The following is a 12709-nucleotide window of genomic DNA, read 5'->3' as shown; positions in this document are numbered from 1 at the left end:
TGTTTCTAATGTGGCTTCTGATGCGGCTTCCACTCATGAAGGTGTTAGTGTTTCTGATGACGCTTCCGACAACACACGTGCCGAAGCACCCGCTGCGGCAAGCATTGACGCACTCATGCGCCTTATCAACGAGCAAAAATCCATGCACGAGATTGTAAGCGCCGAGCCTAGCTTAGGCAAGTTCCTGGTGTCAAAAGGCCTGCCGTTCTCGCTTTCTAACCCAATCACTGAATGTGTTACGTTTGATGATGCTATGGCACTCCATGATTTTGATAAAGACGCATTTTTGCGCGAATATCGCCAGTACAAATCTCAAATTGAATCATAGATAAAACAGCATATAACTGTTACACTGCTCTGCATTATACAACCATGCGCTTGAAATACGATTTCAAGCGCATGGTGTTTTCAGCATGAACACAATGAACGGTATTTGCAGATGCGTGCCGCATTTGCACCTGATGGCTTCCTCAATCTGGCACGTTTGCATTCCCAGACTCAACCCGGCGAATTAAAGCTGCCGTGCTTAATCCGTCGAGCTCAAGCTATTAAACACAAGCTACCGCACTCAAGCTGCTGCATACTAAGCCATGGAAAGCACACAGTGTGCACGCAATTACACGTAGAACAGCAAGTTATTGTATGACGGGCAGGGCCAGTAATCTCTGCTGGTAATTACTTCAAGCGAATCGATTGCACTGCGTAGCGCGTGCATAGCCGCTTGTACGTCATACGCGTAGTACAGTGCGCGTTCTTGCTGATCCTCTATACTTTGTGCGTGTTCATGTTTTTCTTGCAGATCGTGCAACGCCGCCGCTGCCGCATCAATGCCCTTCGCTAAGCGTTTAGCAAGCGCTAGATCGGTGTTGCATTTTAGTGAAATCCTTGCCATGTTTTTGATGCGTCGTGCTACATCGCCTAAGTAGCGATCCACGGCAGGAATATACGTACGCTGTGCCATGCGCTCCATTACTGAGCACTCAATACTTAACAGTTTGTTGTATTTCTCAAGCTTCACTTCATAGCGCGAACGCACTTCTGTCTCATGCAAAACTTCCATTTCTTCAAACAGCTTCAGCGCTTCATCGCTGACATACGCACTAAAGGCATCCGCCGCCGTTTTCTTGTTCGAAAGCCCGCGCGCCTGTGCCTCTTTTTCCCATTGAGCTGCGTATCCATTGCCGTTAAAGATAATATTCGCGTGCGTTGTAAATGACGACTTAATATATGAAATGGCAGCTTGTTCAAATTGATCAGGTGCAACACCTTCAAGAGCGTCGGCAAAGGTTTTCAAGCTTTTTGCAACTGCGGTATTGAGCACCATCGTAGCATCCGATAAGTTAGTGCTTGAGCCTGGCATTCTAAATTCAAACTTGTTGCCGGTAAAAGCAAAGGGGCTCGTTCGGTTGCGGTCGGTGTTGTCTTTCATGAAGCGAGGCAACACTTCAACACCCAAGTCCATTGCAATCTGACCTGCAGTTTTGAATTCCTTGCCATGAATGAGTGCATCAACAATACCGCCTAATTCGCTTCCTAAGAAGATAGATACAATCGCTGGCGGTGCTTCATGTGCGCCCAAACGATGATCGTTTCCTGCCGATGCGATAGACATGCGCAGCAACTCTTGATAGGTGTCAACTGCTTCAACAATCGCGCACAAAATAACAAGGAAGCGCAAGTTGGCGCGTGGATTTTCGCCTGGATCAAGCAAGTTTGTGCCATCGGCGCTCATCGACCAATTGTTGTGCTTGCCCGATCCGTTGATGCCTTCAAAAGGCTTTTCGTGAAGCAAGCACGCAAGTCCGTGATGCGAAGCCAACAGACGCATTTTTTCCATTGTCAGTAAGTTTTCATCGATAGCGCGGTTTGCGTTGGTGTAAACGGGCGCAAGTTCGTGTTGAGCTGGTGCAACTTCATTATGCTTCGTGTGCGCAGCAATGCCAAGCGCCCACAGCTCATCGTCAAGTTCCTTCATAAACGCATTGACGGTAGGGCGAATGGCGCCAAAATAGTGCTCTTCCAGTTCTTGGCCTTTACACGCTGGCGCACCAAACAAGGTTCGACCGCACAGCACTAAGTCTTCACGCGATGCATAATCTTTTTCAGAAATTAGGAAAAACTCCTGCTCAGCGCCAACAGTGCACAAAATCCGCTGTGGCGTTTCACCAAAGAGCGCCAACACGCGTTTTGCTTGTTTTTCAAGTGCATGCATCGAGCGCAACAGCGGCGTTTTCTTATCGAGTGCTTCGCCGTTATAGCTGCAAAATGCTGTAGGGATGCATAATACTTCGTCTTTGATGAATGCATAGCTGGTAGGATCCCACGCTGTATAGCCACGCGCTTCAAAGGTTGCGCGTAAACCGCCTGATGGAAAGCTTGACGCATCGGGTTCTCCCTGGATAAGCTCCGAGCCTGAAAAGCGTGTTAGTGCTCCACCTTCTGCCTGCGGCCACAAAAATGCGTCATGTTTTTCTGACGTAACACCACTGAGCGGCTGAAACCAATGCGTAAAATGCGTCGCGCCCTTCTGAATTGCCCACTCTTTCATGGCATGAGCAACAACTTGCGCAACTTCCAAATTCAGCGGTTCACCATTATCGATGGTTTTCATAAGCTGCTTGTAGGTTGTTGAGGGGAGCCACTCACGCATCGTACGTTTGTCAAATACCAATGAGCCAAATGGATGAAGATGTTCAGACATCTGTCGATTCCTTTCCTTGAGCGCAACGTAAAAAGACCTTATATCATTCGATAGCATTATTGTAGATTTTTGTTCAGTGCTGTGGTTTCTGGAACGTAAAAATATGCGAATTAAGCAAAAAAACCGAGATATGCACGAAACATATCTCGGTAAGCTACAATGGAGCACAGGTGTGCACGTTGATTATGTGCTCTTTAGCATGCTATGCAACGCTGTATGCTGCAGCTTTAATCCCTGCTATAGCACCATCTGCTACTGCGGTTGCTACTTGGCGCACATCTTTTACGCGAATATCGCCTGCCGCCCACACACCTTTCACGTTCGTTTCCATATTGTCGTTTACAACAATAAAGTTGTTTTGCAGCGTAAGTTGATCGTTAAAGAGCGCGGTATTAGGCGTGGCACCTGCAAAAACAAATACTGCTGCATTGCTTTCTTCATGTGTGGTGATCTTGTTATCATGCAACGATTGAATATCAACGCTGCTAATTGAGCCGTTCGATCCGTGAAGCGCAACAATGCTTGATGCAGGAATCACATCGATGTTATCTGCTTCAAGCGCAGGTTTTTTGAATTGTGCGATGCAAGCAAGCTCTTCTTCAATACACACGATACTTACGTGCTTAGCAAAACGCGCTGCAAATAAAGCTTCTTTAATAGCACCGTCAGCTCCGCCTACAATGTAGACATGTTTGCCGGTAAGCGTAGGAGCTGCTTCAAAGAGCTGTGCGCCAATAAGCTCGCTGCCAGGAATATCAAGCGCGCGCTTTTGCATACCTGCTGCAATAATGATGCGCGGCGCACTATATGTTTCGCCATTTTCACAATGAATATGTTTGGTAGAACCTGCAAGTTCTGCTGTACATACAGCGCTGGTAATAAACGTTGGATGCGTTGAGTTAAGCTGCTCGGATAGGCGGCGAGCGAATTCTTTTCCTGTTTCGTCAGCTTCAACACTGGCGTAGTGGGTAACAGTTGAAACGTTTGCGATCATACCGCCAACGCGCTTCTTTTCAATAACGGCTACGCGCAAACCACGTGATGCGGCATATACAGCAGCACTCACACCTGCTGGACCTGCTCCAATAACAATAACATCAAAATTTTGTTCGTTGCTCATAATGCTCTCCCTTCAGCATTGCTGTTGTTGTATATATTATACGTCCGTTTTGTATGCGATGATGAATAAATGATCTAAATTACTCGTCACGCACCAGTGCTAATGTGAGCAGCATCAGCAGGGGATAACACACAACAACACCAAGAGCATAGCGAATAGACCCATTTATTGGCGTCATAAGAAATACAAGCAAAAGCGTCATACTTGGCATAAAGCAGATAAGAGCACGCTGCTTTTTATTGATAAGAACCATGCTTGCAAGGATGAGTGTTACAATGCTCGCAAAACCCATGTTGCATAAAAGCGCTAGTGGGCTTGTTTTGCCGCAGTTGTAAAGTGCAACTAAGGCTTGGCGCGCAGGTGCGAAAAACGCGGGCTGGGATACACGTAGCCCCTGTTCATGGTAGTAGTCAAGAATAGTATACGGTCGCAGGCCATACCGTGTTCCAAATTCTGCCAGTGATGGCCATACCCATGAACGATCTACACCAGGATAAAAATACGCATAGCTAAGCTGCGCTTGTGCTAACGCATAGGTAAGGGGGTGTTGTAAGCCCCAGCGAACCCACAGATTAAAAAACTCAGCTCGTTCATGCGCGCTTGCGTACTTGTTGTACGTCCATTTCATGTCATCAGCTTGTTCACCTTGATACGTTTGTTCAAGCTTATCGAAATCGAATATAGCGCGCAGTATGCGTTTGTCGTTTTCACTTATATCGCTTGGATAGCATACAGCAACACGCCCAACCTGCTCAAATATAAGTGACATGGTTTCACGTGGCGATCCTGGGCTTATATGTGCAGCAGGCAAAACAACACTGATAAACGCACCATAGCACAGCATACACACACCCAAACTTACGAGCAGACCTTTAAAGATAGGTGTTTTCCGCGCGCAGATAAGCGTTGCAATAAACGCAAACGCTACGGCAAAAATACCGTTGTTGCGCAAGAGTGACATAACAAGTGCACATGCAAACAAGCCTATTAGCACACGTATTTTTGGCGCCTCGAAGAAGTATGAAACGTGCGTTTTTAGTGCAGTGTCACGTGTTTCTGCTGACCCGACATTCGTGTCTGTTGCTTCTGATCGTGACTTTGACATCGGTGCATGCGTGCAAACGTGTTCACTACCTTGGGTGCGCATGTTGTTGTGCACACCGAACGTGCTTAGTACAACGCGCGTTAACAGTGCACAAAATAGAAGGGTAGTGGCACTGAACAGCGAATCTTTCGTAACATTTACTATCCATAAAGGGAATAGCGGCATAAGTCCAAAGAATGCCACCAGAACTGCGCGAATAGCAAAACGAAACTGCAAGCGTTTTGCAAGAAGCATTACATAGGAAATACTTGCTGCCCACACGCCAAGTTGTACAAGCGCAATAAGCAATAAGCCGTAGTTTTGTGAACCAAGATACGCTCCCAGCGTTAAAAAGGCATTAAGAAAAAGGGTGTGCATAACAGGATGCGCATTTGAGAGCGTTACCGCAGGGTCGAGTTGTGTTGTAAGCTCAAGTGTTGGATCAATGCGCCCTTGAGCTTGGATAAATTGATTAAGCGTGTCGTTGGGATCGCTTGTTGCAGGTGCGCACACTATAAGATAGGGAAGCCATAGCAGCACGAGTATGCAAAAGCAGGTCAAGAACGGGTGTTTATGTTCCAAGCAGCAAAGGCGCTGCTTGAGCGAGCGTGTGAAGTTGCCCTTTGCGTTTGCGCCTTGTGCGCCGCGCAGCTGTTTATATGCTTCGTTGGTATGCGCGTCAGTGTTTAGCGTGTTCGGCTGCAGAGTGTTTGGGGTGCTTTCCTGCGCGACACAGGGTGTGTTTAAGTTCTCTATCGGCACATTCGCTGGAAATGTGTTCGTATGCGTTGCATGTATCTGCTCCGTAAATGTTTTTGGCGTTTTTTTTTCATGCAAAGCTGATGACGCACCATCTATCTGGCTTGACGCTTGTGTAAAGCAGCGCTGTGCTGCACGCTTAAGAAATTGTTCACACACGGGTAGTGCGATACACCAGAATAAAAACCACGCACACAACGATACCGCGATACGTAGTTTTCCAACATCATTGACGCTGATAGGTACCGATGCTGCAGGTCCAGGTGCAATAAGCATACGCGTTGCGGGTTCGCTGAACATAAGACCTGCTACAAATATAAGCGCTAACAGGAGCGCAAGCACATAGGTAATGAAATGGCGCTTGTTCTTTTGGGGAAGAGAAGCCCACTGTAGAACAAGCCAAAACATTCCACAAAGTAGCGCTGCCAAAAAATACAAAGGAAGCGTTTGCGATTCTTGCAACAGTACCAATTGGTAGATAAAGCCTTGTGAGGCTCCTACTTTAAGGCTGGTAAGCGTTGGATTGATAACATTTAAATGAAGCTGAATACCCCATGCGATGAAAAGCGCTAGTACAAATTGCGCAATACGCACGCGTGCTGTAATGCTTTTTGTGTGGCTTTGCTTCATGAGTGTCCAATCGTGTTGTTGCAGTTTGCACGGGTGTGTCTGTGAGCATAGAGCGTATTTTACAGGTGGTTACGCTCGTAACGCTTTATTGCAACGTATTGCAACGCGCATGTTTGTACTGCCTGTATTTGTAACGTTCATAGCTTTTTTACGAGCACTATTATTACACATTTCGTTGCATAACGTATCTATGAGATAGCTGAGTGCTGCATGCACGTAGTGCGTCAAAGCAACACAAGCTACCATTAGGTGCTTTTAAAGATAAAACGCTTGTACAAAACAAAATTCCAGCAGGTATAGCATGCCATTGTAATAAGCTTGGCAATAATTGCTTCAATAGAAAGTGCAACAAGTGCTTGTACTGCAAAACTTGCAAAAAGCGTATTAACGATAAGCAATGCGCAATAACCAAGCGCCGATTTTAATACATGTTGCGTACTGCGAAACGTGAAGCGTGCGCTCATAAAAAAATTGTACAGTGTTGATAACAAGAGCGACACCGGTGCGGCTATTGAAACATCAATGTGTACAAGATATGTCATAATACTAAACACTACCAGCTCAAGAAGGGCAGAACTGCCTCCCACAAACAGATATTTCAACAGTTGGACAAGGTTGTTCGTGTGTATATCGGTGTTGGGGTTTGTAGTGGCATGTGAACTTGTGGCTGTGCGCGTGTTTGTATGAGTACTTGTGGTTGTATGTTCCTGCACCTGCGACTTTGCGTGTTCATATACCTTCTCGTGTGCGGGTGCGCCCATTTGTGATTTTGTGTTTGCGCTTATGCTTGTATCGTTCGTGTTTTCTTTTTCTAGGCTTGTTTTGTGCTGCGAAGCAGAGGTATAGCTCATAGCTTATTCCTTGTGAGCGGTATAGGTGTTTGAACGTACGTGATCGAGCGTCTGTATCTGATTGCGCTTGTTTTCAAGCTGTTGTATATGCGCGTTCAGGAGTGCTACTGTTTGCGTTAACCTCCGAATGTCATTTGCGTTTTTACTTGCTATAACACTGAGCGATAAACAAATTGATATAAGAATAAACATACCTATAAAAAAGAGCATATTTGATGATGCTTCAAACCCGCACCATGCTGCCAATACAAAAAACGGAGCAGGGACAAGCGCGATAATCAGTATCAATGCAAGCAAGAAAAACCACGTAAGGGAGTATTTGAGCTGTAATTTTCGCTGTGCTATTAAATAGAGCCCTCCCGTAAAAAAGAGCAAAGAGACTGCAATCATTATGATACGCAATACAAGCGGCATACTAACTCCTTATCAGGTGGTTTTATGGGCAGTAGGTTCATTGTTGATACCATACGTGTGCTCAATATCACATGCAGCACTCGCTTAAAGAACACTTACTGCTCACGTTTTTTACTGACACGTGTCAGTATAATTGCAAGCGATACTTTTATCATATAGTATGCGCTTGCGATAATTCCAATTGATGATGTTCCTTCGCGACGTTCATGCATAATAACAGGAACTTCACTAACGCGCAGCGATGAACCAATTGCGTAGGCAATCGATTCTGGTTCAGGATAATCGTGCGGATAGGTTTCAGCAAACAAGGCGATAGCGCGTGTACCGCATGCGCGAAAGCCACTGGTTGGATCGGTTATCGTTTGATGAGTAACCATCTTTAAAATAGCACGCAAAATAGCTATGCCACCACGACGCGCTGTTGAGCTTTTAAAGGTATTTTCTTGCGAGATAAAGCGTGAGCCAATAACCAAATCGTAGCCTTGTTCAAGGCGCTGGAGTAAAGGAGCAATACAGGTAGCATCGTGTTGCCCATCTCCATCGAATTGCACATCGGCATCGTATCCATGCTCGAGTGCATAGCGGTGCCCCGTTTGAACTGCGCCTCCAATTCCCAGGTTAACAGGGAGGTTTACAATATTAAAGCCCTCGCGTTCACAAATTGCGGCGGTATTATCGCGCGAGCCATCGTTAATAACAACATAGTCATACCCAGCGCTTACAACACTTTGTACAACACGCTCGATAGAACGTTCTTCATTATAGGCTGGAATAATTATAAGTGCTTTCATGATAGGTGCCTTTTTACTTTATACCATGCACGTAAGAGAGGTGAAACCTGTGCTTGATATGCATCTTTAAATGGTTGTATTATTACATTCGATTCAAGTACGGTATTGTAGTCGATATGTTTCATCATACGCTGTATTCCACGCCGCGCAACTTCATTTGAAGGAAAGTCATCAGCAAGCATCTGTATATACGCACAACCGCGTGCATAATGCGCTTCCAGAATGTTTTTAGCGTGTATGTGGTGTTTTTTGAGAATAGCGTCCATGTCAAGCCAGCGTTCAAAAATAATACGAGGATCTTTTACCACACTTGATGAACCAGTATTAAATTCTCGATAGAAATAAAGCATGGCATCAATATATACAATGCTTTTTGCTTGAACGAATGTCTCCATTAAAAATGGATTATCTGCCCAGCCCGCACCAGGAATGGGTTGAAATGCAATACCGTTTTCATTCAAAAAACTGCGCTTATAGAGTGCCGACCAAATACTGGGATGGTGCAGTAACAACTGTGCATTTTCGTTAAGCGTAAAAGGTGTATCAACAATATCGATATGCTTATAGTATATAGCAGGAACATGCTTTTCATCTGGTGTGTCTGCATTGATGACGCGTGTATACGAGCCTTTTACAATGTCGGGGAAGTTATGCTTGTGCGCTGCCTTACATAATGTTTCAAACATGTGGGGAGCAACCCAATCATCAGGCTCAACGATACCAACATAGCGCCCGTGTGCCGCTGCTATACCGTGGTTCATTGAGTCTCCATAGCCGCTATTGCTCTTTGAGATAAGTGTTATTCTCTTATCGTTTTGCATATGGTTTTCTATAATAGTTTTTGAAGAGTCGGTTGAGCCATCATTTACGCAGATAATCTCAATATTTTTGAGTGTTTGCTGTTCGAGTGACGCAAGGCATTGGTCAAGAAATTTCTCTACGTTATAAATAGCAAGTACGATAGATACCTCTATCTTATTGTCGTGCGCACTTGCATCATCTGGCATGGCAGTAGCGGTGCTGCAAGTATCGGTTGACGGTAAGTGTCGATCACAAGACACGGTATACTCCTTGGGTTAAAGACGCTCAGTTTAATACGCAATTCCTAATACATGGTTTCAGGATGTGTTTTAACAAATTCTTCCGGGTTTTCCATGAGTTGTTCAAGCAAAGCCCAGTCGTGTGGATCAAAAAGACGCTCCTGCAATTCTCCTTTATCGCGTGCTTGACGATACTCACGTGCCATAGCTTGTGCAAACTCAAGTTTTGACGCAGCATCAATGCGATCGTAGTTCCATTTGTACGTTCCTATTTTGTTAACATGGATAATTTCACGAAATGCCTCCATGCGTTTTGGGTCTTTTTCTAAGAAACGATACGAACTTTCATACTCTTTGCATACGGCACATACTTTTTTAGACGATTTAACCGAGGAAGCAGCATTGTCAACACGGTAATAAATAAGTCCTTTCGGCAAAAGTGCTACGCGGCGCGCACATGCCCAGCATTGAAATACAAACGACGTATCTTGAAATGACGCACCTGGTGTTTCGTTAAATCGAACGGCATTATCAAGAAGCATTGAACGCCTGTAAAGTGCTGCCCATATAATAGGAAGAATTCCAGTAATAGCACGGTACTCACGTGGATCAAAAACGCGCTTTTTCGGAAATGCAGCAAAAGGCTTACACAGCACATTACCTGTTTCACTATGTTCGTAATAGTTGCATTTAACAATGTCACAATCATGTTTCTGGGCAAAAGTATACAATTTTTTGAACATGTGCTTATGAGCGTAATCGTCAGATTCAACAATACCGATATAATCGCCTTTAGCAAGGTGCACCCCTAAGTTCATGGTTGCACCGTAACCTTCATTTTCTTTATCGACAATTCTAATACGTCCGTCACGATTTTGAAAACTTTTAAGAATGTCTAGTGAATTATCGGTTGATCCATCATTAAGGCAGATGATTTCAATGTTTTTAAGCGATTGATTCAGTAAGCTTGTAAGGCACTCAGGCAGAAATTTTGCAGTATTACATACCGGCACGAGAACCGATACATAAGGTGCTTGAGGGGCTTGATTTTCAATAACGTGCATACGAATGATCACCTTGTATTCTTATCGACGAATGAGCTTTTGGATATTGTAGTACAGATAGCGTACAGGATACGTTACAACACGTCCTGTTTTATAGCTAATCGAATGATAGAACTCATGTACCATTGAGTCGAGACGTGCGGCGTTACCCCATGCTGCACTTAGCTCATCGAGCGCTTCGGTATTTGCTTCAGTAAGGCGATTAACATGTAGATTCGATTTTGTATTGAAGTGCTCTTGAGATGAAAATGTGCAAAGCGAGTTCCACTGAGCAATTTCGTCTTTATCTTCCCACGTTGTTGACCCAAGATGTGCTTGAATGTTTCGTGCACAGGCTTGCATAAAAGGAAATATTTCTTCGTAGATAGAATAGTTATTGATTGAATCATCAAGTGCAAGCAAATACGAACCAAGCGCTGCATAAAAGCCACTTGTGTCGGTGCTTTGCTCTACATCATTGCGCGTTGATGTTTGCTCGAGCATCTCAGTAATGCGTTTACCGTAATCGCTTGCTGCACTTGCTCGTTTAATCGTAAGGCTGTGTGTTACCAGAAGCGCTCGATCCATCAATAAAATAGCGCGAGCGTACGGCAAGCAAGCTGATACATTCAGTGCACCATATGCCATTGAAAATTCCTGTTGAGCGTTCCATATCTCATGGTGCTTTTTTAAAAAGTCAACATGATATGCCTTATTTTCAGGGGAAAGTGATACTACATTGTATACACGCGGTGCGAGCGCTTCATACGAATAAATTTTTTCGCTGGAATAGCTTAGCTGATAGTTAGGCGTCAGTGCAAAAAACGGATCTTCATTGCGTACAATTTTAGCAGAATCGTTAAATACCACCACGTCAGCAGGGAAGAAGTGTTCACCACGTATATAACGCTCGCGGGCAAGAGGAGTTGGTTTTACACCTTTTTCCGCGCATTCATTTTTGTATTCTATCATGTGAAGACGATCGAAGATGTGATTGACACAACCTTCCATATATGCAGAATTCGATTGAGCAAAAATTACATATGGGCTGGTAATAGTGTCAAGCAATTGGCTGCTTTGCGCTTTATCATAAAACGTAGCGCGTACATCGTGCTCTACCAGTTTTGCAAGTTCAGGCGTTTTGTATCCATTATCGATGCGAATTTCAATACGTTGTTCATATTGCATGAGTGCACTCATCAGCACGTGCTTGCTAAGTTTTTCATCTGCTATACGCGTATAGATAAATGTAATGAGTGGTTTTGGGTTGCGTACGTTCGGCGTATCAATGATGAAGTGTAAATTGTGCCATTGCGTGTCATCGAGCGTTGATTCAAGTGCGCTATCAAATGTGTCATGCAAAAGTTGTTTGAGTTCAGCGCCTACTTCTTGGCGGGTATTAAACGAGCATTTGCGTGCCGCATCAAAAAAGAAATCGCTTACCCAGCGTAAAAGCGCTTCGTTATATTTTGCGATAATATTAAGCTTTTGCCAGCTTGCAATAACATATTTTACAATTTCAAGATGGAGTCGAGCTTGTTCATCCCAATCTTGATTTGCTTGATTGACAGCACTTTCATCGTGTCCGCGGTAAAAGTATAAGCATTCATTGAGATAACTTATTCCATGCGCAAATGGGAAAATATTCATTTGAAATGCATGGTCTTCTCCAAGCTTTAAACTTGTATTAAAGCGTGCGTTCGTACGTTTGATGAGCGCGTTTGCGTACAGTTTGTTACACATTAAAGGAATTGAGCCAGCTTCATTGAGAAGCGCAAAGACGCTTTCTGAAGCGCTGTAGTGGACGGTTCGCGTTGCCCAGCAGGAATCTTTCCATTTTGTAGTAGGGAACGTTTTACCAGCAAAAACTATAATTTCACTGTGATGGCTTTGCGCTTGTTTCATAAGCAATTCGCAAGCTTGCGCTGCAATAATATCATCTGAATCGACGAACATTACGTAGCGGCCTTGAACAAGGTCGAGTCCACGGTTGCGTGCTGCTGACACACCTGCATTTTCTTGTGCATACAAGCGCAAGCGTGTATCTTTTTGTGCATGACGTTTAAGGATTTCGAACGATTCGTCGGTTGAACCATCATCAATACAGATAATTTCTATATCGCTTAAGGTTTGATTTTCAAGGCTTTCAAGGCATGCTTCTAAGTATTTTTCTGCATTATAAACAGGCACAATAATAGAGATAGAGGGCATGATACTCGCTTTCATTTTCAGGTTATACACACACGGTATTCAAACGGTGCACATGAGCGCTTGTA

At 44.3% G+C, this 12709-nt stretch carries 10 protein-coding genes; 1 reads left to right on the top strand and 9 read right to left on the bottom strand.

The window, feature by feature from the left end; translation table 11 throughout:
• On the top strand, positions 1-328 hold a 328-nt coding region (locus HMPREF3190_RS02775; protein WP_066780128.1), incomplete at its 5' end, for a hypothetical protein.
• Between the two features lie 288 nt (positions 329-616).
• Here the strand turns inward: HMPREF3190_RS02775 and HMPREF3190_RS02770 are convergent.
• The 9 genes from HMPREF3190_RS02770 to HMPREF3190_RS02730 all read right to left on the bottom strand — a co-directional run bounded on the left by HMPREF3190_RS02770 (position 617) and on the right by HMPREF3190_RS02730 (position 12644).
• Entirely contained in the window at positions 617-2701 is a 2085-nt protein-coding gene (locus tag HMPREF3190_RS02770) for a glutamine synthetase III (protein ID WP_066780126.1), read from the bottom strand.
• Between the two features lie 202 nt (positions 2702-2903).
• A complete protein-coding gene (locus HMPREF3190_RS02765) occupies positions 2904-3821 on the bottom strand; it encodes an NAD(P)/FAD-dependent oxidoreductase (protein ID WP_066780124.1) in 918 nt (305 codons plus the stop codon).
• Between the two features lie 79 nt (positions 3822-3900).
• On the bottom strand, positions 3901-6294 hold the full coding sequence (locus HMPREF3190_RS02760) for a DUF6020 family protein (protein WP_066780122.1): 2394 nt from the start codon (positions 6292-6294) through the stop codon (positions 3901-3903).
• A 245-nt stretch (positions 6295-6539) separates the two neighbouring features.
• Positions 6540-7145 carry a GtrA family protein gene (locus tag HMPREF3190_RS02755; protein WP_066780121.1) on the bottom strand — a complete coding sequence of 202 codons (606 nt, stop codon included), beginning with the start codon at positions 7143-7145 and terminating at the stop codon, positions 6540-6542.
• 3 nt (positions 7146-7148) lie between these two features.
• Positions 7149-7559 (bottom strand): DUF2304 domain-containing protein, encoded by a 411-nt coding sequence (locus HMPREF3190_RS02750; protein WP_066780120.1) that lies wholly within the window; start codon positions 7557-7559, stop codon positions 7149-7151.
• Between the two features lie 95 nt (positions 7560-7654).
• A complete protein-coding gene (locus HMPREF3190_RS02745; RefSeq protein WP_066780119.1) occupies positions 7655-8350 on the bottom strand; it encodes a glycosyltransferase family 2 protein in 696 nt (231 codons plus the stop codon).
• On the bottom strand, positions 8347-9411 hold the full coding sequence (locus HMPREF3190_RS02740; protein ID WP_066780118.1) for a glycosyltransferase: 1065 nt from the start codon (positions 9409-9411) through the stop codon (positions 8347-8349). Before HMPREF3190_RS02740 ends, HMPREF3190_RS02745 begins: the two co-directional genes overlap by 4 nt.
• A 44-nt stretch (positions 9412-9455) precedes the next feature.
• Positions 9456-10454, bottom strand: coding sequence for a glycosyltransferase family 2 protein (locus tag HMPREF3190_RS02735; RefSeq protein ID WP_066780116.1), 999 nt, complete (start codon positions 10452-10454; stop codon positions 9456-9458).
• Positions 10455-10475: 21 nt separating this feature from the next.
• Complete coding sequence (locus tag HMPREF3190_RS02730) at positions 10476-12644, bottom strand: glycosyltransferase (RefSeq protein ID WP_066780114.1); 2169 nt, start codon at positions 12642-12644, stop codon at positions 10476-10478.
• Between the last annotated feature and the right edge of the window lie 65 nt (positions 12645-12709).

It is taken from the genome of Umbribacter vaginalis (genome assembly GCA_001552935.1).
GTDB classification, from domain to species: domain Bacteria; phylum Actinomycetota; class Coriobacteriia; order Coriobacteriales; family Eggerthellaceae; genus Berryella; species Berryella vaginalis.
The sequence above is the reverse complement of the archived record's forward strand: the minus strand, read 5'-3'. Positions and strand labels throughout refer to the sequence as shown.

Bases quoted from the DNA above. Each gene is read 5' to 3' on its own strand.
- HMPREF3190_RS02750 (WP_066780120.1), bottom strand. From the start codon at position 7,559: ATGCCGCTTGTATTGCGTATCATAATGATTGCAGTCTCTTTGCTCTTT.
- HMPREF3190_RS02765 (WP_066780124.1), bottom strand. From the start codon at position 3,821: ATGAGCAACGAACAAAATTTTGATGTTATTGTTATTGGAGCAGGTCCA.
- HMPREF3190_RS02770 (WP_066780126.1), bottom strand. From the start codon at position 2,701: ATGTCTGAACATCTTCATCCATTTGGCTCATTGGTATTTGACAAACGT.
- HMPREF3190_RS02735 (WP_066780116.1), bottom strand. From the start codon at position 10,454: ATGCACGTTATTGAAAATCAAGCCCCTCAAGCACCTTATGTATCGGTT.
- HMPREF3190_RS02755 (WP_066780121.1), bottom strand. From the start codon at position 7,145: ATGAGCTATACCTCTGCTTCGCAGCACAAAACAAGCCTAGAAAAAGAA.
- HMPREF3190_RS02730 (WP_066780114.1), bottom strand. From the start codon at position 12,644: ATGCCCTCTATCTCTATTATTGTGCCTGTTTATAATGCAGAAAAATAC.
- HMPREF3190_RS02745 (WP_066780119.1), bottom strand. From the start codon at position 8,350: ATGAAAGCACTTATAATTATTCCAGCCTATAATGAAGAACGTTCTATC.
- HMPREF3190_RS02760 (WP_066780122.1), bottom strand. From the start codon at position 6,294: ATGAAGCAAAGCCACACAAAAAGCATTACAGCACGCGTGCGTATTGCG.